Annotated in this window: 20 protein-coding genes and 1 pseudogene; 17 read left to right on the top strand and 4 right to left on the bottom strand. The window is 44.9% G+C overall.

All coding sequences use genetic code 11. The annotated features are described in order from the left end of the window. The first annotated feature begins 93 nt into the window (after window positions 1-93). The 5 genes and pseudogenes from NST94_RS11105 to NST94_RS11125 all read left to right on the top strand — a co-directional run bounded on the left by NST94_RS11105 (window position 94) and on the right by NST94_RS11125 (window position 4304). A complete protein-coding gene (locus NST94_RS11105) occupies window positions 94-639 on the top strand; it encodes an AAA family ATPase (protein WP_076303026.1) in 546 nt (181 codons plus the stop codon). 46 nt (window positions 640-685) lie between these two features. Continuing rightward, entirely contained in the window at window positions 686-1231 is a 546-nt protein-coding gene (locus tag NST94_RS11110) for a histidine phosphatase family protein (RefSeq protein ID WP_076187345.1), read from the top strand. 26 nt (window positions 1232-1257) lie between these two features. Beyond that, a complete protein-coding gene (locus tag NST94_RS11115; RefSeq protein ID WP_076303025.1) occupies window positions 1258-1701 on the top strand; it encodes a GNAT family N-acetyltransferase in 444 nt (147 codons plus the stop codon). 31 nt (window positions 1702-1732) lie between these two features. Then, window positions 1733-2224, top strand: a pseudogene (locus NST94_RS11120) (DinB family protein). An 88-nt stretch (window positions 2225-2312) separates the two neighbouring features. Beyond that, window positions 2313-4304 carry a CotH kinase family protein gene (locus tag NST94_RS11125; RefSeq protein ID WP_076187352.1) on the top strand — a complete coding sequence of 664 codons (1992 nt, stop codon included), beginning with the start codon at window positions 2313-2315 and terminating at the stop codon, window positions 4302-4304. A 68-nt stretch (window positions 4305-4372) separates the two neighbouring features. Here NST94_RS11125 and NST94_RS11130 read toward each other — a convergent pair whose 3' ends face one another. Further along, on the bottom strand, window positions 4373-6064 hold the full coding sequence (locus tag NST94_RS11130; protein ID WP_076303024.1) for an ABC transporter substrate-binding protein: 1692 nt from the start codon (window positions 6062-6064) through the stop codon (window positions 4373-4375). A 112-nt stretch (window positions 6065-6176) separates the two neighbouring features. On the opposite strand from NST94_RS11130, the gene NST94_RS11135 reads away from it, so the two are divergent. The 10 genes from NST94_RS11135 (at window position 6177) to NST94_RS11180 (ending at window position 19484) form a co-directional block, all read left to right on the top strand. After that, complete coding sequence (locus NST94_RS11135; protein WP_339281962.1) at window positions 6177-7694, top strand: DUF4173 domain-containing protein; 1518 nt, start codon at window positions 6177-6179, stop codon at window positions 7692-7694. Window positions 7695-7718: 24 nt separating this feature from the next. Then, window positions 7719-8243, top strand: a complete 525-nt coding sequence (locus tag NST94_RS11140; RefSeq protein ID WP_076130648.1) for a hypothetical protein — start codon at window positions 7719-7721, stop codon at window positions 8241-8243. Between the two features lie 94 nt (window positions 8244-8337). Beyond that, complete coding sequence (locus tag NST94_RS11145; RefSeq protein ID WP_036683474.1) at window positions 8338-9036, top strand: cyclic nucleotide-binding domain-containing protein; 699 nt, start codon at window positions 8338-8340, stop codon at window positions 9034-9036. A gap of 161 nt (window positions 9037-9197) precedes the next feature. Then, window positions 9198-10892 (top strand): methyl-accepting chemotaxis protein, encoded by a 1695-nt coding sequence (locus NST94_RS11150; protein WP_076193881.1) that lies wholly within the window; start codon window positions 9198-9200, stop codon window positions 10890-10892. A 267-nt stretch (window positions 10893-11159) separates the two neighbouring features. Next, window positions 11160-15080 (top strand): discoidin domain-containing protein, encoded by a 3921-nt coding sequence (locus NST94_RS11155; RefSeq protein ID WP_339281963.1) that lies wholly within the window; start codon window positions 11160-11162, stop codon window positions 15078-15080. Window positions 15081-15227: 147 nt separating this feature from the next. After that, window positions 15228-16148, top strand: a complete 921-nt coding sequence (gene cysK / locus NST94_RS11160; RefSeq protein WP_076193883.1) for a cysteine synthase A — start codon at window positions 15228-15230, stop codon at window positions 16146-16148. Between the two features lie 20 nt (window positions 16149-16168). Next, window positions 16169-17062, top strand: coding sequence for a hypothetical protein (locus NST94_RS11165; RefSeq protein WP_339281964.1), 894 nt, complete (start codon window positions 16169-16171; stop codon window positions 17060-17062). A gap of 242 nt (window positions 17063-17304) precedes the next feature. Further along, window positions 17305-18123, top strand: a complete 819-nt coding sequence (locus tag NST94_RS11170; protein WP_076130653.1) for a histidine kinase — start codon at window positions 17305-17307, stop codon at window positions 18121-18123. After that, entirely contained in the window at window positions 18120-18779 is a 660-nt protein-coding gene (locus NST94_RS11175) for a response regulator transcription factor (protein ID WP_038570057.1), read from the top strand. Before NST94_RS11170 ends, NST94_RS11175 begins: the two co-directional genes overlap by 4 nt. Before the next feature lie 63 nt (window positions 18780-18842). Beyond that, window positions 18843-19484 (top strand): DUF1775 domain-containing protein, encoded by a 642-nt coding sequence (locus NST94_RS11180; protein WP_076130655.1) that lies wholly within the window; start codon window positions 18843-18845, stop codon window positions 19482-19484. Between the two features lie 112 nt (window positions 19485-19596). Here NST94_RS11180 and NST94_RS11185 read toward each other — a convergent pair whose 3' ends face one another. Genes NST94_RS11185 through NST94_RS11195 form a run of 3 tightly spaced genes read right to left on the bottom strand, consistent with a single transcriptional unit; the run spans window position 19597 to window position 23068 of the window. Next, window positions 19597-21594 (bottom strand): CotH kinase family protein, encoded by a 1998-nt coding sequence (locus tag NST94_RS11185; RefSeq protein WP_339281965.1) that lies wholly within the window; start codon window positions 21592-21594, stop codon window positions 19597-19599. Between the two features lie 29 nt (window positions 21595-21623). Further along, window positions 21624-22352 (bottom strand): DUF4956 domain-containing protein, encoded by a 729-nt coding sequence (locus tag NST94_RS11190; protein WP_036683492.1) that lies wholly within the window; start codon window positions 22350-22352, stop codon window positions 21624-21626. Window positions 22353-22354: 2 nt separating this feature from the next. Further along, window positions 22355-23068, bottom strand: a complete 714-nt coding sequence (locus tag NST94_RS11195; RefSeq protein ID WP_036683495.1) for a polyphosphate polymerase domain-containing protein — start codon at window positions 23066-23068, stop codon at window positions 22355-22357. A gap of 226 nt (window positions 23069-23294) precedes the next feature. Between NST94_RS11195 and NST94_RS11200 the strand changes: the two genes are divergently transcribed. Together NST94_RS11200 and NST94_RS11205 are read left to right on the top strand one after the other, a co-directional pair. Continuing rightward, a complete protein-coding gene (locus NST94_RS11200) occupies window positions 23295-24536 on the top strand; it encodes a metallophosphoesterase family protein (protein ID WP_339281966.1) in 1242 nt (413 codons plus the stop codon). Between the two features lie 222 nt (window positions 24537-24758). Continuing rightward, a complete protein-coding gene (locus NST94_RS11205; RefSeq protein ID WP_339281967.1) occupies window positions 24759-25517 on the top strand; it encodes a DUF6612 family protein in 759 nt (252 codons plus the stop codon). The last annotated feature ends 136 nt before the right edge of the window (window positions 25518-25653 follow it).

Raw genomic sequence — 25653 nt, forward strand, 5'->3', positions numbered from 1 at the left:
TTTGCTTCATTAGAGAGCAGTCTATTTGTTTTTATATTTGGAGGAAAATTGCCCGAATTGCAACTTTAAATCCACTTAAAGGTGGGGGAATGTATGAGAAGAATTCATATTATGGGAGCCTCAGGCGTAGGAACGAGTACATTAGGTTACGCATTAGCTAAAGTGTTGCCACATGTACAGTTAGACAGTGACGACTATTTTTGGGAGCATAAATTCACTAAGCAGCGTGAGGTCAATGCGCGATTAGCGAAACTTACAAGCGATTTGACCCATAAGGAGCCTTGGATTTTAAGCGGTGCGGTATGTGGCTGGGGAGATGGCCTTCGACCATTATTCGATTTGGTTATTTTTCTAGGACTTCCACCGGAAATTCGTTTAGATAGATTAAGAGCCAGAGAGTACGAGAGATATGGTGATCATATTTTGCCTGGAGGAAGTAAATACGAAGCATATCAGACCTTTATGGAGTGGGCGGCATTATATGATGTTGCTGGAGTTGAAGTCAGGAGCAAAGTGCTGCATGAGGAATGGATGTCCACACTGGAATGTCCTATTTTACGAATAGAGGAAGATTTATCGGTTGGAGAGCGCGTTGAGATCGTGCTGAGATATTTACAAATGGATATAAGCGATACATAGATTTAAAAGGGGCTCTGAATGTCTAAGCAAATAGGAGTGTAGTTCAATGAAGATAGGTTTAGTGAGGCACTTTAAAGTGGACAATCAACCGAGGCGCGGACGAATATCTGGGGAGAATTTTAACGCTTGGGTCGAAGCATATGATCAATCTGATATAAAGTTCGGGCAGTTTAGAAGCTCTGAGCAAGCTTGGGATGTGTGTCTCAGTAGTGATCTGCCTAGAGCCATACATACCGCGAATCTGATCTACTCTGGTAATATTATATATATGGAGCAGTTAAGAGAAATCGAGATTGCTGCAACTTGGCTGAAGGGAATTAAACTGCATCATTTTATGTGGTTAGTGCTGGGGCGGATGGCTTGGTATTATGGGCATTCCTCACAGTCAGAGAGTAGAACCGCAACATTACTCCGCACACAAGCAGTTATCGAGCGCTTAGAACGCGATTTTGGATCAGCAAATGTGTTAGTAGTTACCCATGGAGCTTTTATGAAGGTGTTGGCGCAGCAGTTGATCCAAAGAGGTTATAATGGAAAGCGTATATCTCATCCACGGAATGGTGGACTGTATGTGTATGAGCAGGGCTGTTAATTTAAAAGAAAGCAGGATGAACAATCATGGTTGTTATTAAAGAAATAGAAATGGAATCCCTTTCTGAACTGGGGAATTTATATCAAGAGCTGATGAATAAACCGTCTGACCTTAATAGGCTTGAAGAAGTATTTAAAGGGGTCAAGGCGGATAACCGCTACATCCTGTTGGGTGCTTTTGTAGAAGGAGAGTTACTAGGGTCTTTGATGGGGATCGTGTGTCAGGACTTAGTGGGGGACTGCAAACCGTTTATGGTGATTGAGAATGTGGTGGTTTCAGTGCGGGCACGCCGTAAAGGCGTTGGCAAAAAACTTATGAACGCCATTGAACAAGCGGCCCGGGAAAGAGACTGCTATTATATCATTTTAGTCTCCGGTGAGCAGCGGAAGGAAGCGCATGTGTTCTATGAATCGTTAGGTTATAGAGATGAAAAGGTGGAGGGATACCGAAAACATTTAAGCTCCCATTAAAAAGCACACAACTTTCTAGGAGGTTTTTAACCTGCATACATTTTTTAAATATAACTGGATGGTCCGTGAACAATGGTATGAGTGGTGTGGAGATATTTCTGAGGAGGAGCTGCTCGCAACACGTATAGGTGGTGTAGGCAGTATTCTTAAGACGCTTTTTCACATTGTTGATGTGGAGTGGAGCTGGATTTAAGTATTGCAAGGAAAGCCGGATTTCCAAGAGGATTTTGAGCGGTACAAGACTTTGCAGCAAGTACGAGAATTGGATGCAAAATTCCACACAGAGGTGGAACCCTTTGTAACGGCTTGGCATGAGGGGCTGGAGCAGAGGATTTTTGAGGATCATCTTCCGGATGGCAGGATCGTGACTGATGCCTGGGGTGAGGTAATGCGCCATGTGATTGCTCATGAGATTCATCATGTCGGGCAATTATCGGTCTGGGCTAGAGAGATCGGAAAACCGCCAGTTTCAGCTAATCTGATTGGCAAAGGGCTGATAAACAGCCTACCTGGCAAAGCATAGACAAGCTATTCAGCGTATATTCAGATTCATATTTTACAATCTCCTTGAACTGCGAAAACATAAATCTGTACTTCAAGGAGGATTACACATGGTGAAGAAGAAAAATTTGCTGAGAAAGTTCATGGCAGCTACACTAAGTCTTGCTATCGTCTCAACGGCGTTTGGTGTTGCTGGAAACACGCCCGTAGTTAGTGCGGCGGATGCAGGTGTAACGAAAGCGTATGAATCCCTGTTCGCGGGTGACAGAATCATTGATGTTAAAGTAACGATTGATGATGCGGATTGGAAAAGTATATTAGCAAGTCCCCTCGAAAAAGAATACAAAAAAGTTAAGGTTGAAGTTGACGGGAATGTTGTTGAAAATGTTGGATTTTCTACTAAAGGGAATCTGACGTTAAAATCGGTAGCCAGTATGACAGACTCGGATAGATACAGCTTCCGGCTGAAATTTGATAAATATGATAAGAAGCAAACGTTACTTGGTCTTGATAAAATGGTATTGAACAATAATTTCTCGGACCCTTCGTATATTCGTGAATATTTACATTACGAAGCGCTTCGTTCTGTTGGTGTGGATGCACCTTTGACTGTGTTCACCAACCTGTATATCAACGGAGAATTATATGGTTTTTATGTAGGTGTGGAAGCGATAGATGATAGCTATCTAGAACGTACCTATGGAGAAAATTATGACGATGGTGTTCTGTATGATACAGAAGAAAAAAGTTATCTGCAGTACAAAGAAGGCAGTGACTACGAAACGATAACTTATGATACAGGTAAAGAAGATGATAAAGCTTCGTTAAAGAACTTCATCAAGGTGCTGAATGAGATGCCTGCCGGTGAGAAGGGTTCTATTGAAAGTGTGCTAGATGTGGATTCGGCACTGAAGTATATTGCCGCTAATGCTGTATTGGGTAACTATGACAGCTATAACGGGGATAAAGGTCATAATTATATGTTGTACGGGGATGCATCCGGTAAATTTAGTGTACTTCCATGGGATATGAACATGTCCTTTAACGGGTATTCTGGTGGCGGAGGCGGCAGAACAGGTACAACAGATACAACAGCTGCTGCGGGCACAACTTCTACATCGGCAACAACCCTTGCAGCCAATACCAACGCAGTAACTGCATCAATTGATAATCCAACGCTTGGGATAAGTTTAGATCAGGTCCCAATGATTGCTAATCTGTTGGAAGTGCCTGAATATAAGACTAAATACCTGAAATATGTATCTGAGCTGGTTGATTATTTGGAAGGAATTCAGAGCAGAATTACTGAATTGGCTACCTTAATCAAACCTTACGTTCAAGCAGACCCAACCAAATTTTATACCATGGAACAATTTGAAAGTAATGTTACTTATTCAGCAACAGGTGAAATGGGTGGTAGTGGAGGAATGACTCCGCCAGCTGGGATGGAAGGCATGACTCCTCCTGAAGGGATGGAGGGTATGACACCTCCGGATGGAACGACACCGCCAGCACGTCCTGATAATACAGCGACTGCGACTGATGGTAATCCTACACCTCCAACAGGTAACGCTGGAGGCGGGGGACAAGGTATGGGCACAATGGCTGCAGGTTCGATTATGACCTTTGCGCTGAACAGACTCGCTAATCTGCAAGGCCAGCTAGGACTTAACGTCACACCTCTTCCCTCTGTAACTACAACACCATCAACAACGAATCCGAACACGACGGGCACTAAGGGAATATCCGTACTTTTAAACGGAACAGCGGTCAGCTTTGCAGATCAGCTTCCTGTGAATAAGGATGGCCGGGTGCTGGTGCCAGTGAATGCAATCTTTAATGCTCTGGGTGCTACAGTAACCATGGATCAAACGACTAAGAAAATCACCGCAGTAAAAGACAATACAACGATCGTAATGGCCATTGGCAGCAAGACTGCTTACATCAATGGCAAAGCACTCACACTCGACGTTCCTCCGCAAATTATCGGAAATCGGACACTGGTTCCGGTAAGATTTATTTCCGAGGGATTGAACATGGATGTGAAGTGGGATGCAGGGACTTCTACAGTTACAGCTACGACTAAAACAGCAGCTTTATAATTAGCTTTATCGCAAATGCGGAAATCCTGCGCAAGCTCTGGATTTCCGCATTTTTTATTTCAAGCAGATCAATTCGTGCTGCTAGAGAGCAGTGGCGGAAACCAGACATGACGAAGATCAACCCAACCCTGGCTATTGAAGCTAACTCCACGGACAGAAGGGAGATAAGCAGTCTGAGTAGGTTTTTCATACAAAATATGTAGGTGGTGCTCTTCAATCAGACGGTTCTCGATGATACTGAAACTTTCCGCTCGGGCCACCGGATTAGGTTCACGCGCGATGGTATACAGCCAGCCTTCAATATCCGCTCTAGTATGCGGTTCAATATGCTTAGAGAGTGTGAGGTATAGATCAAACAAACGAAGTTGTTCATCCTCGTCACGGAATAATGAGAAAACAATCAGGTCTGATTCCAGCCGAATCGGACCTTTAAATTCCTCTGGAGACACGGAAATGACATTGCATTTATAACCTTGTTGCTCTAGTCTAGTGGCAATAAAATCAGCATCGCCAGCATATTGTGGAATCGTAGAGATTTGCAACGTGATTTCTTGATCTTTTATCGCTTCTTGCTCGATGGACGCTGAATCGTCTTTTAAACAGGAGACTATTTTTGCCCGAAGCAGGGGATCGCTTAGCGGTCCCTTTTTTTGCGTATTGCAGGTGACGAATTTCCGAATGGAAGACTCCGAATGAATTCGGCTCCAGGTCGAAGAACTGGCGGATGAGGGATTCTGAATCACGTGAAAAGCAGAACCCGTATCAGAGGATGACGTTTCGGTATCCCACGGGACATAAAGGATTTCAACCCGATCTAAATGAGCCCGTCCTTGAAAATAATAAGGAAAAACCTCCAGCACACAAGTGTCCTCGGTCATATCCACAACCTTAAAGGGGCCAGTCCCCACGGGTCTACGGCCAAAGCTCTGCTCATCCATTCCTTCTAAATCACGCGGTACAATTGCGGCTCTGCTCGTGCACAAAAATGGCAGAAATAGTTCATTAGGCTGCTTAAGCGTAATTTGAACGGTGGATGGATTTAATGCGATGACCCGCTGGATTTCTTTGAAAATATAGCTATAGAGTGTCCGTTTAGAGGTTTGCATCAACCGTCCCAGGGAATAGACTACATCCTTGGCTGTCAGCACTTTTCCATGATGGAATAACACCTCTTTGCGCAGAAAAAAAGTCCAGAGCGTCCGGCTCTCATCGACTTCCCAGGCGTGAGCCAGACAGGGAACAATTTTGTCCCGTTCACCGCTTCGTTTCACTAACCCGTCGAAAACATGGCTGGAAACAAATGACTCTGCCAGCAGATTCATATAGAGCGGATCGAAGGTATGGAGCTGCTGGGTAATAGGCAGCCGGAGAGTATCAATTTGTTTGTCACTACGAATTTCAGAATGATGCCCAAAATAGGTCAGCAGCCAACCCTGCAGTGTATCCTGCAGTGAGGTGGAGCTGGCATGGGTTTTGATGCCTTCTATAGCGTTGTGGACATCTTTGCGGCTAATCGCCTGCATCATGGATTGAAGGGCAATTTCTTCGGAGGGAACAAGAAATTGCAGCAAAGAGCGGCTTCCCCGCCCACGCTTAGGCGTCCATTTGATCCATTCCTGCAACATCATTTTATTCACAATATGCAGGGCATTGCGGTGTGTACAGCCGAAAATCAATGCCAACTCATCCATCGTCACTGAGATTTCTGTGGCTCCCCCAAAATGAGATTGCAGCTTTAAAAATTGGCTATGCAGCTTCATTGTTTTGGTTCCTCTCGGAAAATAGGAAATTATAAATAAATTCTTTCTCTTTTTTTTCTTATTTTATCACGTAAAATAAGGATCAGAAAGTAAGAAAATGGGGGTAATTACCATGACCGAGGAAATGGAAATGGAAACGGGAACGGGACTTAGGCTTAATCGATCGCTTGCTGCTTTGCTTGCGGCGTTCTTACTGGCAATAGTTCATCAGTATTTATTTTATGGAAAGCTGGCGGGCCTATCGTATCCAATCTTTGTGTGTCTGTTCTATGCGTTCATGCTTTATTATGCCAAGGCTAAAATCCGCAAGCTCAACAAATTCAGTTACTTCTGGTTTGGAGCGATATTTCTACTTTCATTAACCTATTTATTCTTTCATAATTTTTTCTTCTTTGGGCTGAACCTGCTGGTGATCCCGGTGTTGATTTTATTACATATGACTTATTTGCTTAGTGATAAACGGCCGGCTTGGAGCCGGCTTGGATTAGTGGGGAACACGCTGGAGCATGTGCTTCCACAGAATTTCCGCCATTGGAGCACTGTGTTTACGATCATTAAAAGGACTGGCGGCAGTAAAATGAAGGACGAGCGTAAGCAGGTTATGGGGAAAGTGCTGATAGGACTTGCGATCTCTTTTCCAATATTGCTGGTTGTAGTTACTCTGCTGTCCTCAGCGGACGGAGTGTTTCATCATGTACTGCTGGCGCTGCCGAATGTGCTGGATCGGATTTCATTTGGGGAAAGTTTTGTGCGGGTGCTGTGGATTATCCTGCTGGGCATGGGCTTGTTCGGCTTAGTGTGGGGGTATGTGGATTCGAAAATCTATGACTGGAATATGCAGCCTAAGGAATATGGTCCAGTGCTGGCGCCTGTAAGCTTTAAAATGGATCCGATAATTATGACGACGATTCTTATAGCCATTAACACGGTATATGTATTGTTTGTTTTCGTACAGTTTTCTTACTTGTTTGGAGCATGGGAAGGGATTTTACCAGAGGGCAGCTCATATGCTGATTACGCACGTAGTGGATTTTTTGAGCTGATTATGGTGGCTGCGATTAATTTCGTGATTTTGCTGCTGGCTTTGGTGTCGGAAGGAAAAAGAAGTGGAGGGCTGCAAAAATTTATTAATGTTCTGCTCTACATTCTGGTTGGTTGCTCGACAGTTATGCTATATTCCGCCTATACCCGTCTGACTCTTTATGAAGAGGTGTATGGCTATACCACGACTCGGTTTTTAGTGCATGCATTTATGATATTTATGGGCTTATTGTTGGTGGTTGCAGCCTTACGGATAGCTGTTCAGCGTGTGCCATTGGCGAAATGTTATATTGTGCTGGGCTTGATCTCCTACGTCGTCATGAACTATATCGGGATGGATGTTATTATCGCTAATAAAAATATGGATCGTTATGCGGCAAGTGGTAAATTGGATGCCAATTATTTGGTCCGTTTATCTCCGGAGGTCATCCCTTCTCTGATAAAGTTTAGTGAACAGGAAGATGGGATGCTGGATGATTTTTTAAAGAATGAATGGAGAGAACTCAATAAGCGTGAGCAGGCATGGCAGTCGTTTAATTTCCCGCAATATCTGGCGCAGCGTGAGCTGGCTGAATATTTTGCACAGTAAAGGTAAGAAGAAGGTGTGAGGTCAGTGAGGAAAAAGCCATTTAAAAGAGGCTGGTCATTTATCATTATTTTTATTACGGTAGGTTTAAGTTACGGGATCTATCATATCTATTTATACAATGCGCCCAAACAAAATCATTACTCGCGTGTTTCCAGCACCCATCTTGAACAGGAAAGTCTGGGCGGCATTCAGCTGCTTCAAAGCCTTGATTCAATCGCTAGGGAACCTAAGCCAAATAATGATATAGAGCGGTATCAGTATTATGATCTGGGTCACGAGACAACAATAGCCACAGCACGTGGTGATGATAAGATCATTCTAATTAGCGTCTATTCCGATCATACGATGAGTACGGCAAGAGATATTCATATTGGAGCTTCAGCAGACGAAGTGATCAAGGCTTATGGCACTTCTTATTATAAAAGAGGGGAGCAAGGGGCTGAGATTATCGGATACGTGGATAAAATCAACCATCGGAGTATTGAATTTTGGCTGCAGGATCAGAAGGTAGATATGATTCGTTATTGTGTGGATTCTGTTGTAATGTAAAGTGTCATAGGAAAACCTCATTAAAAAGGACATATGTCCTTTTTTTGTGGGGTATTCTAAATTACACTGGAGCAAACAATAGAGGGGGCACTACATGCAGACGATAAATGACCGTGAGGCTGTCCGTGCCTTGGCAGTGAAGAACGGTCTGGACGGAATATTTAGCCCGCTGGTAACGCATAAAATGGAGTTGAGACGTTACGCGGATGAAGAAAAGCTGTGTCTGGTTGGCGATCAATTGGATGGGATGTTCATATTGGTTGAGGGCAAGCTCAAAATCCAGACCTTGCTGCCAAATGGCAAATCTATGCTGGTGCGGTTTACAAATCCGATATCTGTGATTGGGGATGTAGAGCTGCTTCACCGGTTCCCTGTTAAGAATCAAGTGGAGTCTGTGGGTGAGAGCTTGATTCTTTTTGCAGGGAGAAGACTACTCCTGAGAGAGCTTGAGGAAAACACAGCGTTGTTACGTTTTCTCGTCGGAGAACTTAGTCACAAATTGCATACGCTCGGTCAAGCCTCTGCACTTAACCTGTTGTATCCTGTGGAGAATCGATTTGCCAGTTATTTAATGTCTTTGTTCGCGGATAAAAATGGTGACCGGCGGGTGGAGGAGATTCGGACCTCAAGTCTTATTGAGACAGCAGAATTGCTTGGTACAAGCTATCGGCATCTTAATCGAATCGTACGGCGTTTTATTGATGAAGGAATCATTACACGAAATCGTGGACGCTTAAGCGTACTGGATGAATCGAAGCTGGCAGAGCTGGCTAACGGAAATTTATACGAATAAAAAGATCTCAAAAGACCATTAGTTCCTGCCCTCGGCCGGAAATAGGGGTCTTTTTGTTTTTTTAAGCAAACATTCAGTTCAAATTCAGAGAGGCTTAAGGGAGAGCTAGTAGGATAAAAGTACCAAATAGACCTACATACATATAGAGATGAGGAAAACCGATGGTGAAAAGTATCCGTGGGAAAATAGTCTTAGGATTTACTGCTGTGATCATAGTCTTTCTAGTGGCGATAGCCGGAAACACATTGTTTCAGGGGAAGGTTACCCAATTGACAGATCAGGTTAATCGTAACTGGGACAAGCTGTCACTTGTTCAAGGCTTAACGGATAAGATTCGTACCGCAGATGAGCTGGGTGCTCGTTATGTGATGAGCAACACAGATGATGAGCGGAATTCCTATCTGGCGCAGTATGAAGAAATGCTCCCATTGATTGAAAATGCTATTACAGAGCTGGAGAATGCCCGATTAAGTGAAGCTGAGTTAAAGGGTGTAGCTGAGCTGAAGAGCAAATGGAATGATTATTTAATCGTTCTGAAGGAAGCTTTTGCCTTAGCTAAGGAAGGCAACTTCCCGGAAGCGCAGAAGAAATTCACGAACCTGTCATTAGACGCTATGATTGAATCTCAGATTGTGTTTCAGAACATGCTCATGGAGGAAATAGAGAATGGACAAAGCCTGGCAAATTCGCATCGTAATAACGGTTTGATTACTAGCTTTGGTGTGACCGGATTGTCGGTAGTGCTCGCGGTGATCCTTGCGCTGCTAATTTCTGGACGAATTATTAAACCGCTTCGTGATGTGAACACTCAGTTGAAGGAAATTGCAGATGGGGATGCCGATCTTACGCGCAAGTTAAGTGTTCGTTCTAAAGATGAGATTGGTGAACTGGCGTTTAACTTTAATAAAATGACAGATAATCTGGGCACGATGATTGAACAGGTGAAGTTATCAGCAAATAGTCTCGCGAGTTCCTCTACAAAGCTTAGGTCAGATAGTGGAGTGACGGCAGGCGCCACAGAACGAATATCGGATATTATGGGTGAAGTCGCTTCCGGAACAGCCAAACAGATGAATGATTTGCAGACCAATACAATTACAATCTCAGAAATATCACTAGGAATCGGCCAAATTGCTGCCAGTGTCCAGGACATTTCGGAAGCCTCCCATCGCTCTGCGGCATTTGCCATTACAGGAGATGAATCCCTTCAGGCCGCTGGGCAGCAAATGGAATCGATTAATCACTCCATACAATCTTTATCACAGCAAGTCCAAGGTTTTGTGAATCGATCTCAGGAGATTGGCAGTATTGTAGGAGTCATAAAAGGAATCGCTTCGCAGACGAATATGCTGGCCCTAAATGCGACGATTGAGGCAGCTCGTGCTGGTGAACAAGGTAGAGGTTTCGCTGTGGTTGCCGATCAGGTCCGTAAGCTGGCAGAGCAGTCCGCGGAATCCGCCAATCAAATTGCAGAAATGGCGACTGGGATCCAAAGTGAAGCAGATGATGCCATGAAGGTGATGATGAGCAGCATGCGTGAAGTAAAGGGAGGTACGGAGATTATCGAGGAAGCGGGACGTTCCTTCGGTGAGATTCGATTATCTATAGATTCACTCGCCGAACAGGTTCAGGAAGTATCTGGAGCCGTGGAGGAGATTACGGCGGCTGCGGATGAGATTGTAGAGTCAATTCGTAACGTTACGCAAATCTCGGAAACAACCGCTGCGAGTACTCAGCATGTGTCAGCAGCCTCACAAGAGCAAATGGCTTCAGTCGAACAAATTGCATCCTCTGCAAGTGAATTAAGTACAATGGCGCATGGACTGCAAGGGTTGGTAGCTAGATTTAATGTATAACACGAAGCTTCGGAGAGTTAAGGGGCAATATAGTCCCCTTGACCTCTCTGTGGCTTTTTTTGGTTGAACGTAATATTCCACATACAAAGCATAGAAATCGCCATCGACGGCCATCTACCTATAACTTATATTATTAGCGTTATTAGTTAGCTTGTATCCGTAATCCATCATTTCAAATGTAGGAGGCGAATGTCTATAAAACTACTGTTTTGAAAGCGCATCCTTTCTGCTGCATAGCTCCACAAAATTTTGGAAGGTGGTTATTCAATGATAGCAGCTTCTAAAAGATTTACCGGGAAGACGGCAGTACTTTATTGTTTGATTGTTATATTATTTGTAGGTCAGTTAGGATTATATCCCTCGGTGAGTTTAGCCGCGGGGAATTTAGCCCAAGGGAAGACTATTACTTCAAGCTCCTTCGGTGATGTATACGTAGCAGCCAATGCTAATGACGGCAGCCAAGGAACGTATTGGGAGAGCGCAAGCGGTGTTTTTCCGCAATGGATTAAAGTGGATTTAGGGGCAGCAAGCAGCGTGAATCAGGTTGTACTAAAGCTGCCAACGAATTGGGAAACAAGAACTCAAACGTTAGCGGTGCAAGGAAGTACAGATGATGCAACTTACAATAACTTAGTAGATTCCGCCAATTATACATTTAATCCAACGAGTGATTCCAATACAGTGACCATCAGCTTTACAACTGCGAATATCAGATATGTTAAACTGAATTTCACATCCAATACGGTCTGGCCAGCAGCACAGTTAGCGGAATTTGAGGTTCATGGTAATACAACTACAACTCCATCCTCAGGATATGAAGCGGAGAATGCCGCATTATCCGGTGGTGCCAAGGTTAACACGGATCATACAGGTTATACAGGTACAGGATTTGTTGATGGTTACCTAAATCAAGGTGCTGCGACTGCATTTAGCGTTAATGTGGCTTCTGCTGGTAACTATGATGCTACATTAAGATTTTCAAATGCATCAGGCAGTACAAAAACCATTAGTGTTTATGTGAATGGAACTAAAATTAAGCAAACCTCACTTGCGAATCTGGCCAATTGGAATACTTGGTCAACAAAGATTGAGACGCTGGCTCTGAATGCTGGTGCTAACACGATTACTTATAAGTACGATGCAGGAGACACTGGAAATGTGAATCTAGATAATTTGAACGTCACTCCAGCTTCTGCGACAACACCTACGCCAACGCCGACGGCAACTCCGACACCAACGGCAACACCTACCCCAACGCCGACGGTAACACCGACACCGACGGTAACACCGACACCGACAGTAACACCTACGCCAACACCGACAGTAACACCTACACCAACTCCAACGGTAACACCGACCCCGACACCAACAGTTACACCAACGCCTGGGGCGGGTTCCAATCTGGCTTTGAACAAAAGCATCAACGCTTCCTCTTCCGTCTTTACCTTTGTTCCTACAAATGCGAATGACGGTGATGTAACTACTTACTGGGAAGGAGCAGGAGGAGGTTATCCCAATACATTATCTGTAAACCTGGGTAGTAATGCCGATATTACATCCATTGTCCTCAAACTGAATCCATCATCGGCCTGGTCCACACGTACTCAGACTATTCAAGTGCTTGGGCATAATCAGAATACAACAGCCTTTACTAGTCTTGTGCCAGCAACCGTGTATACTTTTAATCCGGCAACTGGCAATACGGTCACTATTCCGGTAACGGCCACGGCTAGTGAAGTACAGTTGAAGATTACCACCAATACTGGTTCAACCGCTGGACAAATCGCTGAATTCCAAGTGATGGGTGCACCAGCTGCTAATCCGGATTTGGCGATAACCGGTCTTACATGGTCACCTTCAGCTCCAGTAGAGACCAATGCCATTACTTTAAATGCAACGGTAAAAAACCTTGGAACGTTAGCTTCCATAGCGACTAATGTGAATTTTTACTTGGGCAGCACACTTGTAGGCACTAGCCCAGTGGGGGCATTAGCGGCTGGCGCATCTACGAACGTCACTTTAAATATGGGCGCAAAGGATGCTGCTACCTATACTTTAACTGCAAAGGTTGACGAGAATAATACGGTTATTGAATTGAACGAAGGCAATAACAGCTTCACTAGCCCAAATTCTCTTATTATTGCTCCCGTATCCAGTTCTGATCTAGTAGCTTCCCCTGTTAGCTGGACACCAAGCAATCCAGCAGGCGGCAATGTGGTCAGCTTCTCGGTGGCAATCAAGAATCAAGGGACAGCAGCATCCGCAGGGGGTGCGCATAACATAACCTTGAAGGTTCTGGATGCTACTACGAATGCTGTACTCCAAACCTTAACTGGAACCTATAACGGCGTGATTGGCAGTGGAGTAACAGCGCCTCCTGTTAGTCTTGGCACTTGGACAGCAGCTAATGGCAAATATACTGTGAAGACGGAAATTGCCGTAGACACTAATGAGCTGCCAGTTAAACAGGCCAATAATATTCAAACACAGTCTCTTTTTGTAGGTCGTGGAGCCAATATGCCTTACGACATGTATGAGGCTGAGGAGGGTGTGATTGGTGGCGGGGCTGTGAAGCTTACTGCTAATCGGACCATTGGAGATCTTGCGGGTGAGGCTTCAGGCAGAAGAGCAGTCACACTGAATACTACAGGCAGTTATGTAGAATTCACTACTAAGGCTGACACTAATACACTGGTCACCCGCTTCTCCATTCCAGATTCGGCGAGTGGAGACGGTACGAATGCTACACTGAACATCTATGTGAACGGAGTTTATACCAAGGCGATTAATCTGACCTCTAAATATGCATGGCTGTACGGTTCAGAGATAAGTCCCGGCAATTCACCAAGCGCGGGTTCTCCGCGGCATATTTATGATGAAGCTAACATTATGTTCGACAGCACGATTCCGAAAGGTAGTACGATTCGACTGCAAAAGGATGTGGCAAATACCTCGCAGTATGCCATTGATTTCATCAGTTTGGAGCAGGTATCACCGATTGCCAATCCAGATCCGGCCAAATATACGGTCCCAGCCGGCTTTACACATCAGGATGTGCAAAATGCGCTAGATAAAGTACGCATGGATACGACCGGAAATCTCGTAGGTGTGTATTTACCAGCCGGTAACTATCAGACCTCCAGTAAATTTCAGGTCTATGGAAAAGCAGTGAAGATCATTGGTGCGGGCCCATGGTATACGAGATTTTACGCTCCAACGAATCAGGAGAATACGGATATCGGTTTCCGGGCAAGCGATACCGCTAACGGCTCTACTTTTGCGAATTTTGCTTACTTTGGGAACTACACATCACGTATTGATGGCCCGGGTAAAGTATTTGATTTCTCCAATGTGGCAAATATTACGATCGATAACATCTGGACCGAACATCAGGTGTGTATGTATTGGGGAGCTAATACGGATTACATGGTGATCAAAAACTCCCGTATCCGCAACACCTTCGCTGACGGCATCAATATGACGAATGGCAGCACGAATAATCTCGTGTCCAATATTGAGGCACGGGCAACAGGGGATGATAGCTTTGCATTGTTTTCGGCTATTGATTCCGGTGGTGCAGATATGAAGGATAATATTTATGAGAATCTCACTTCAATCTTGACCTGGCGGGCAGCAGGTGTAGCCGTCTATGGCGGATATGCCAATACCTTCCGCAACATTTATATTGCTGACACGCTTTGCTATTCTGGAATTACGATCAGCTCACTTGACTTCGGGTATCCAATGAACGGCTTTGGCGCTTCACCGACAACGAATTTTGAGAATATTTCCATTGTTCGTGCAGGTGGACATTTCTGGGGTGCACAGACCTTCCCGGCAATCTGGGTATTCTCAGCCTCTAAGGTATTCCAAGGCATTCGTGTCAGTGATGTGGATATCATTGATCCAACCTATCATGGCATCATGTTCCAGACCAACTATGTCGGCTCCACGCCGCAATTCCCAGTGACAGATACCCTCTTCACGAATGTCACAATTTCCGGTGCGCAAAAGAGTGGAGATGCTTTTGACAGCAAATCCGGAGTGGGCATCTGGGTAAATGAAGCGGCTGAGGCTGGGCAAGGTCCTGCCAGAGGGTCAGCCACCTTTAACAATCTGAAGATTACCAACACGGTAACGAATATTAAAAATAATACGTCTACTTTTACGATTAACGTTAATCCTTAAAAATAAATGCTGCCAGTACTGAACAGCCGTCTCCCGCTTTCGTGGGGGACGGTTGTTTTCAGGTTGCAGAAACTAAGGTTCTGAATCGACAGGAGGTGCTGCTCACGTTACAATAATGGAAGGTACAGAAATGAAGGAGGCTCTAAAATGACATCCTTAGTGGTTAACAATATAACAGAGCTGATTGGGAATACACCGGTTGTAAGATTAAATCGGCTGACTAGCCCCCAAGATGCAGAACTATACGTGAAGCTGGAGCTTTTTAATCCAAGTGGCAGTGTAAAAGACCGGGCAGCTTATAATCTAATCCTGCAAGCCGAGCTAGCAGGTTTGCTGAAGCCGGGCGGGACGATCATTGAGCCGACTAGTGGAAATACAGGGATAGGCTTAGCGATGAATGCCGCGGCAAAAGGGTATAAAGCGATTCTTGTCATGCCTGATAATATGACCAAGGAACGAATCAATATTCTAAAGGCTTATGGTGCGGATGTTGTGCTGACGCCCGCAGCAGAACGGATGCCGGGAGCTATAGCAAAAGCGATTGAGCTGGGAAAAGAAGTGGAGAACAGTTTTATTCCACAGCAATTCGAGAACAAAGCCAACCCGGATATTCACCGGACAACGACCGCTCTGGAAATCCTGGAGCAAATGGAAGGTAAGCTGGACATGTTTGTTGCTTCATCAGGAACTGGGGGCACGATAACTGGAACCGGTGAGGTTTTGCGTGAGCATCTACCTGATATCCGGGTTCTTGTGGTTGAGCCGCAAGGCTCGCCCGTATTATCTGGAGGAAAGCCAGGACCACATAAGCTGGTAGGAACGAGTCCGGGCTTCGTACCCGCCATTTTGAATACACAGGTCTACGATGACATCGTTCAAGTCGCGGATGAGGCTGCCTTGGAGACGGTAAGAACGCTGGCTGCAAAAGAAGGAATTCTGCTGGGTCCATCCGGTGGTGCCACTGTATGGGCGGCGTTGCAGGAAGCGCGTCGTCTTGGGGCTGGCAAACGCGTGCTTTGCATTGCACCTGACACAGGGGAACGGTATCTTAGTATGGGAATATTTTAGTTTCGTCTGGAGGAATGGGAATGAATAAGCTCAGTGTGAGTTTCCTTATTGTTCTACTGCTGGCGGGCTGCTCAGGCTCTAACAAGCCAACCCCTTCTCCAAGTGCAGAGCCGACACCAACGGCAAGCATGCAGCAGCCAGCAGCTTATCTGGAAGCTGAAAAGCTGAAGGCGAATTTTGGTTTTGCAGATGAGTCTGGCAAGAGCATCTTAGTCACCGGGCAGGAAAAAGGGCTGGATGCGCAAATGCAACAATTGAATGAGGCGATCGGCGATCATGGGCAAGTGCTAAAAGTGAAATTGAATAAATGGCAGGAGGGTACGGAGAACAGTAATGGCCGGGAGATGGCTCACAATTTTGTGAATCTGCCAGGGTATCTTTATACGGTTGAAGCGGGGAATGCGACCCCTGATGAGACCTATTACCTGACGGATCAGGCAGAGTTTAATGCGAATGCGCTAATCTCTGTTAAGCCTACGGAGGTTAAGCAAGCCTCGCTAAATGTTGCAGAAAGTGTGCGGCAGAATATTGTTTCTGCGAAAAATCGTGAAGTAGAGCACATTTGGAAACTTGCTGACCTGTCTGGTGATCGGCAGCTGTATCTCGTTCAATTCATTAGACAGGATCAGGATATGTTATTTAGTCTCGTGCTGGAAGATAAGGCCGGGCTTACCTTTATGGATTATCCGGCTGTCATTCAAGGCGATGAATTTTCCGTCTGGAGAGTGGATGATGGAGGGGAAGTGATACCTGAGATGTTCTCTATTCTTTTTGCGGCGGAAACTGCTGAAGGTCCATTACTCGCTATGGAGTGGTGGGGAGCGGAAGGCGTAAACACATTTTTCCTGAAAAAAGAGGGAAATGTTTTTAAAGAAATGGACATTCAATACGGACGCTACACATCACCACTATAACTGGGATGCAGATACATCGAAGGATGTATCTTTTTTTTTGCTACAATATAAGAAAGTATAAATTTTCACTATATATTGCTTATAATATTATGAGGGATAGCATTATTTTTTTAAAATACTTAAATTTGTAACAATAAGAACTTTAAATAGCCCGATCGAGTCATGTAGCAGAATTGTGACGGTGATATTGTTAATCATAAGATGTACGGGAGGGGACAGCAACGTATAACCGAATCAAGTATATGATCCTGTTACTGCCAACGCTAATGGTAGGGATCTGGGAGGTCGTGCGCCATCAGTTTCTAATGCCTTATATCTCGATGGATCTGGGGAATTATTTGACACCTGTCCTCGTATTTTTGTTCACTCTTGTATTGCTCGTCCCTTTGTTTTCGCTGATGGAGCGGAATCAGCGGGAGCTGGAGCAGGAACGTGCGCTCAAAGAGGCAATGAAAGCCCGGGAAGGGCTAGCTAAGGAACTGCATGATGGGATGGCGCAATCTTTATTTCTTTTATCTGTCAAAATAGATCGTCTGGAAGCAAGCCGCAGGAATGGGGAAGTCAGCGAAGAAAATGTGGATCAGATCAAAAAGACCGTCCACGAGGTGAACCGTTATGTTCGACAGGCGATCGCCAATCTGAAGGTACCAGTGTCTGAGCAGCACTCTTTTTCATTGGAACAGTCGGTTAAAGATCAGCTTGCTCAAATGGCTAACGAGATTATGATTGAGGTTTCCTTGGATTGGAGTCTACAGGATGAAGCCCTCTCTCCTTCGGAAAAAGCAGAGCTGCTATCTTGTATCCGAGAGGCTATTATTAATGTGCGTAAGCATACAAGAGCGGCGAAGGTTTCTATCACAGGTGCAGGCACTGAGAAAAACTGGAGCGTGGCGATTGTCGACAATGGCGAAGGATTTCAGCATGATCCCTTTGAGGTGAACGGAAGTTACGGCCTTCAGATCATGAAGGAACGTGTCGAAGGAATGGGATGGAAGCTTCAGGTGAGCTCCGGCAATACGGGGACAAATGTGGAAATTACGAAAGGAGGGGGAAGTTTATGAGCCGGTACCGGGTTTTGGTTGTGGATGATCATGCGCATGCGCGTGAGGCGATGTGTGAGATTTTGTCCATGGATGATAGTTTTGAGGTCATTGGTGTAGTGGAGAGTGGTCCTGAGGCGATCGCGTTCACGGCCCAGTGGATGCCTGATCTCATTCTTATCGACATTCAGATGCCGGAGATGGACGGGCTGGAGACTACTCGCCGGATCAAGCAGGAATATCCCTATGTCAAAATCGTTATCGTTACGGTATCGGACGAAATTTCCCACCTCCTCGAAGCATTGAAGCAAGGCGCACAAGGGTACTTACTCAAGAATCTGGCACCTTCCACCTGGATTGAATATTTGCAAGCCATTGTGAATGAAGAAGCACCGCTAAGCCGGGAGTTGGCTTTTCAAATCTTGAAAGAATTTACCGTTCCTTCAGTAACGGACGAAGGAGAGTCATTGACGGCAAGGGAGAAGGAGATTTTAAGCTGTGTGTCTTCCGGATCGACGAATAAAGAGATTGCCATAAGCCTGTCGATTTCGGAGCATACCGTAAAAAACCATCTGAAAAACATCCTTCAGAAGCTTCAACTCCAAAATCGTACGCAGCTGACGCGTTATGCTCTGGAGCAGGGGCTTGCTTCACGTAAACGTGATTTTCCGCGGTAAATATGAGGATAGAGATGAAAGTGAATAATGATAAAATTACTTAAAGAAAGAGGCACTCTAACTATGAACAGATTATCTCGCAAAATAATGACACTCTTCGCACCAGCCGCTGCAACACTTCTGTTGTTCGCAGCCGTGGCTAGCGCGCATGTAACCGTAGCACCAGCACAATCCAGTACCGGAGCATGGGAGACTTACACACTTAAAGTTCCTTCAGAAAAAGATGTGGCGACTGTACAAGTGGATCTACGAATCCCGGCAGGTGCCGAGTTCAAGCAATATGAGGCTACACCGGGCTGGGATGTTACCATTGAGGGGAACAAAGTTAGCTGGATAGCTAATGGAGAAGGAATTAAAGCAGGGCAATTCCAACGTTTCTATTTCACAGCAAAGAATCCTGATACTGCAGGCGACATTGCTTGGGATGCTTATCAGCATTATGCCGATGGCAGCTTGGTGCAGTGGTCTGGTGAGGCAGGAACAGAAAGTCCGCATTCTATTACTTCGATTGTGCAAGCCTCCGGTGGGGATGAACATTCTCATGGTTCCAGTGACAATGGCATGAGCATGGAAGAACATAATGCCATCATGGAAAGCGAGAACAACTCCACCAGTGTCAACCCAATGGTCTATATCGCATTAGGGATCTCTTTACTAGCCTTTTTAATAGCAACCATAAGTATATTGCGCGGGCGAAAAGAGTAAGCGGGAACTAGTTGTGATACAAGAATATAGTGTTCATGCAAGAAGCCTCCGTCGTTTATTGGCGGAGGCTTCTTGCATGAATTATTTGTTTATGAGGATACTTTTTACTTATCTACAGCCGTTTGCGTTTGTAAAAGGTTACGAAAGCAGCGGTTAGTATTAGGAGAAGGATGGCGACGCCAGTTGTGATGGCTTCACTCGTGCTGCCTTTTTGCTGCATAGTACCAGCACCACCAAAGTCGCCACCGCCCATACCACCAGGCATACCGCCACCAAAGCCACCGCCGCCCATGCCGCCACCGCCAGGGCCATTTCCGCCGCCTTCAGGGAAAGCGGGTCCGCCCATAGCACCAGGCTCACCACCCGCGCCGCCGTCAAATCCACCTTGAGCAGCTTGGCCATTAGTGTTGGCCTGTCCACCTTGAGCAGCTTGCCCGTTAGTGTTGGCCTGTCCCTCTTGAGCAGCTTGGCCGTTGGTGTTGGCCTGTCCACCCTGAGCAGTTTGCCCTGTTTGTGTAGTCTGCCCACCCGCAGCTGCTTGTGAGTTACTGCCAGGCCCCTCGCCGCCATTAGGGATAGCCGGTCCGCCCATGGCACCAGGTTCACCCCCTGCACCGCCTTGGGCAGTCTGTCCACCCGTAGCCGCTTGCCCTTCGGTATTTGGTGCAGCTGCATTTGCGCCAGCATTACCAGTAGCGCCAACCGCACCTGTGGCCTGCCCAGCGCCATCCGCACCTGTGGCCTGCCCAGCACCCGCAGCGCCTTGAGCTGCGCCATTTTTAGCGCCGCCACCAAAGCCACCGCCGCCCATGCCACCACCACTTCCTGATCCGTCACCGGAGGAAGGAATGGTACCGTCGAGCTGCTGCTGGATACTTGTGGCCATGTTCGACATGAAGGTCTCAACAGCCTTTATCCCATTTTCATACTGTTCGAAAGTGTAGAAGGCGGATGGATCCGCTTTGACATAGCTGGAAATCATCGTGTTCAGCTCATCCATCCGAGCCTGGAACGTATCGTCCGCTAGATAGCCAGTAATCATCTCACTAACAATCTCATGATATTTCGTTTTGTATTCATCATTAGCGAGCAGTTTCGCAATCAGTGGTCGTTCTGCCAACGCACCTTGGGTAGGCTCGTCAATTAACACATCTGCGCTTCCCATGCCGCCAAAAGCCATATTGTAATCCCACGGCAGAATCGAGAAGACCCCATCGTCTTCATATAAGTAATAATTCTGCTTATTTCCACCTAAATAACTGTCCATATTACCCGTGACCGCATTTAGAGCGATATACTTCAGCGATTCCTCTACGTCGATGTATTTTTCATAATCGGTGCCGTTGTTTAGCTCATTCAGCATGTCGACAAGAATATCATCGTTAGACTTATCGGATTTCATTTCTAGTCCAGTATAGAGGGATGGATCATCGCCCAGCCAAGTCAAATCACTGCCCTGACCGGTCATTACACCTTTATAAAGTGCACCATAAGTGTTGCCGAAATTGCGTTCCAGATAAGCATCACTGATCTGTTCTACTGCAAGATAGAAACCCTTCAGTTCATCGTTTACATACACATTGACGAAGGAATATTTCGGCGTCGGGAGACCGACACTTTCAGCGAGCTCATAAGTCAGAAATTCACGCATATAAGAAGCATCGCTGTAATTATTATTCAGGTTGATCTTAGTAATGCCGAATAAATTCTGGTTAACATACTCATCAAAAGAAATTTTGAAGCTGTAGCGGTCAGAGTCTGTCATCTGTACTACGCTTCTGAGACTGAGATTTCCTTTGGTCCGTACAGCTACATTATCGTATTTCATACCGTTGTACTCGACGGAAGCCATTTTATATTCTTCAGCACTGGCATTATCCAGCATATCCTGAAAATCGTCCGGGTCCAAGGTGATTTTGACATCCACGACCTTATCTTTTGGAAAGACCTGCTCGTCTAGCTTTTTCTCATCGCTCGAAATGACCTTGTCCTGAGCATCAGACGTTGGATTATTTATTGCAGACGGACTTGCATTCTGACACCCGGCTACGGCGATGACCAGCAGCAGGCAGCAAAAACTCAGCAGGATTGACTTACCTCTGGTTTTCATCTGGGGCACCGCCTTTCATCTCGTTGTAATTAAGATACATAGTCACCGCTATAGCTGATCAAGAGTGCATTTTTGACACCTTTTAGGTCAGAGACTGTGTTGACAAAGCCGCCTACTTTATCATCCAGACGAAGCTCCAGCGTCAATTCAATATTGTTTGCGGAGACTGTTTTTTGCTTCACATTGTAGCGTTTTACGGATTTGGTGATATGGCTGTGTACTTCACGTTCGCTTTCATCACTGTCGCAGTTAATGACCAGTAAGTATGGCGTTTCGATAGAAGAGTGTTTAATGAACAGGAACAAAATAAGGCCGATAATGATCGAACCGATAATAGCCAAGGTGAAAAATCCTGCTCCAGTTACAATCCCTGCTACAGCTGCCCAGAACAAGAAGATCAGATCAGTTGGATCTTTGATTGGTGTTCTGAAACGAACGATGGACAATGCGCCGACCATACCGAGGGACAGCACAAGGTTAGAGTTAATCGCGATAATGACAGTAGCTGTAATCATGGTCATGCCCATAAGTGAGACGTTAAAGCTTTTGGAATATAAAACGCCGCTAAAGACACGTTTGTAGAGCAGGTAAATGAAGTATCCGATCAGAAAAGCTACGCCCAAGGTAATCAGCATCTTGGAGATACTAATATCAGATACAAAATTGTCGATCACCGAGTTTTTAATAATGTCTGAAAAATTATTTGTAGTATCTGTAGTCGTTGTTGTAGCTGCTAGCGGTGCTAGTGATGCATTCATAATCAATAATCCTCCCAAGTGTTAGTTTTTAAGAATTTGCGGCAGATCACGTATTTTGAAGCGGACTGCCTATTCAGTCCCTCCAGCTGCAACGCGATTTTAATGTACTCCGGAATATACTCATCGAATTTCACTTCGAAAATTATGAAGTTCTCATCAATCGCCCGAATCGGATGCAAATCCTTATCGAAAATATCCGTAGAGTGCAGGCCCGTACGTAGTTCTTTATCGAACGTTATTCGCACATTTCCGTTGTGGCAAACATAAGGCTCGCGAACATAATCCACGATGACCTTGGGTCGCAGCAGGTTATGGCGCATCTGATCGTATAACTCCATGAACAGCGGACTGTCCGGGACGTTCAGCACTTCGTAGTTGCCCGCCATAATCTCGTCGTACATTTGCCGGGTTAGTGGTTCTTTGATTTTGGCGATATAATCGTCCATTTTAATTTTTTTCTCAAAGTGAATGATGTTGTCTTGAATGTTGTAAATGCGAATCCGGTATTTGGCCCGCTCTCTGAGACCGCCGAGCTTGTCTGCAAGTGCCGTGTTGTTGATATCGTCAAAATACAAACTCCGAATGTGGTATTCTCCACTCTCATTAGCGTGTTGATCTTTATCAATCAAGCTTTGCAATCGCTGGCGCAATATAAGGTATTGATGATAGTTAATGAAAAATTTAAGTTCATGCCGGAATTGAAGCTTCTTATTCATTTTCACACCTCGTTTCTCTCTCTATCTCTGGCTAACCTTCCTGCTTGACTAATTCTAGGAGACAGACCTTATGCTTAACTTAAAATAGACTGAATGTTTGCTGAATGTTTTACACTGCGTTAACAAAAGTCTGTATAAAGATTCGTGTGCAGATTTGACTTCTGACTTTGTAGGGGGCTATCTTATTTAGAAGGCTAGAGAGAAATTTTCATAAGGAGGTACCGTGATGAGAGACTATAAATTTGCCATAATCCTAGGAGTGCTTGTGATTGTGGTTATTTTAGTGGCTTATGGGTTGGAACGATCGAAAAGCGGAAGTAATGCAAATTCACCAGCACCGTATGATCTCGTGACTACCTTTAAGGGAGATGCGAGCACAAGCCGCGCGTTTACTTGGTATACAAGTGATTCGAGTGCAGCAGGCATTCTGGAGATTGTAAAGGGACAAGTGTCCTCTTTTGCAAATACGGATGTACAAAGGGTAGATGCGAAAAGTAGTTCCATCAAAACAGACAATGGCACCAAAGGTGTTCATAAAGTGGAAGCTACGGGTCTTGAACCCGGGACGTTATATACTTATAGAGTGGGTAGTGGCGTTGAAGGAGAATGGAGTCCGGCAGCGGAATTTACAACGGAAGAAGATGGACTGGCAAGTGTGTCTTTTATCAACGTAACGGATTCTCAAGGGGAAACGGCAGAGGATTTTAAGCTGTGGGGAAATACGCTGAACAAGGCTTTTCAGACATTTCCTGAAGCTGAATTTATTGTGCATAACGGCGATTTGACGGAGAATCCGGAGGATTCGGCAGGCTGGGATGATTTTTTTGGCAATGTGCAGGGCTGGATTTCGGGGATTCCGTTAATGCCGGTAACAGGCAATCATGATGAGGTGGATGAGGATGCAACGTATTATACTTCACACTTCAACCTGCCGGATAATGGGGCAAAGGGTTCAATTGCAGGCACCTCGTATTCCTTCGATTATGGACCTGTGCATGTAACGGTACTGAATACAGAGAGCAATCTAAAAAAGCAAACGGAGTGGCTAAAGGAAGATCTGAAGAACACAGACAAGAAGTGGAAAATCGTTGCGATGCACCGACCGGCTTACGGGGGGAACTCCTATAAGAAAGTTGAAAATTGGACGGATATTTTTGATACGTATGAGGTTGATTTAGTGCTGCAGGGTCATAATCATGAATACTCCAGATCCTACCCGTTACGTGGCGGAAAAATAGTTCCAGAAGGTGAGATTTCCAAAGGTGCTAAACGAGGGACAGTCTATGTGGTGACCAACGCTTCTGGAGGGAAATTTAACGAGAAAAAAGAAGATCAGTTCTATCATGCGGTGCATTTTCAGAACAATAAGCAAATGTTTGCGGGCATTAACGTTACCGGGGAGACATTAACCTATCAGGCCTATGATGTGGATGGAAAGCTGCTGGATGAGTTTGTGTTGACACATTGAGCTAAGGGAATTGGATAATATTATTTAAATACCTTCTCTGCTGTAAAGGCGGGGGAGGTATTTTTTTGATTTGCATTAAAACACTAAATTCAGCGCAACAACTGTGCATCTTAAGCCGTTTTTTCACATGTCTACCTTTTCCGTCATATAAGCTGTTAACTTTATAATGATAAAATAGATTTAGTTATATTTGGATTTCATTTGAAGTGAAGGGGAAGTAATATGTTTATCAGAAAAATGGTTTTTATCGGTATCATTTGTATGTTAGGTTTGACAGGTTGTGCAACGAACACTAAATCAGGTGCTGAAGGAGAGGGAGATAAGCGTGCAGAGGAGCTGCTCAGCATGTCTCGGAGTGAACTGGCTAAGCAGGAGAGCTATACTATAGAAATGGAGAAACAAGAAGAAACATCCAGCAAATCGGAAAAAAGTGAAGATAAACATTGGTCGAGCGCAGCCTCATTTCATGTCGACTATGTTAGAAATCCTTATACCGTATATCTAAAATCGGAGACTGCGGAAGGAAAGGAACGAGAAGAATACATATCGGATACTGAATATCATACAAAGGTAATGGATGATTTATTTATTAAGCAGGACGATTATATTCCAGCGAAAGAAAAACAAATCGCACAAAGATTTATTGACCCGTATGATTATATAGACACGTACCGGGTAGATTCTCAGGGGATCGTTGTTTCTGAGGAGGAACAAGAATACATACTTTCGATAGAGATATCGTCTCACGATGCGAGTAAGGAAACGATGAAATTGATGAAGCAGAATTTGACAGACAAGATTAAACTAAGATATACGCTGGATAAAACTACACTTTTGCCGCATAAAGTGGAGGCAGAAATATTCACTTCATTGAAATCAGAAAACTTAAATTCAGAATCAGTGCTCACGTTGCAAACAACTATCAGCAATTTTAATGGTATAAAAGAGATTGTTATGCCTGTAGATACTAGTGAAGAATAGTTATATCAGAAGCCTCTGGGATTTATTCCGGAGGTTTTCTTTATCAGCAGAATTATTTTCAATCAAAATTTAGTGAAATTGTATCCTGAAGTGTGAAAATGGTACGATTTTTAGAGACAATCTTCTGCAAAATATA

Origin of the sequence: Paenibacillus sp. FSL H8-0282, assembly GCF_037963825.1 — a bacterium.
Taxonomy (GTDB): domain Bacteria; phylum Bacillota; class Bacilli; order Paenibacillales; family Paenibacillaceae; genus Paenibacillus_AQ; species Paenibacillus_AQ odorifer.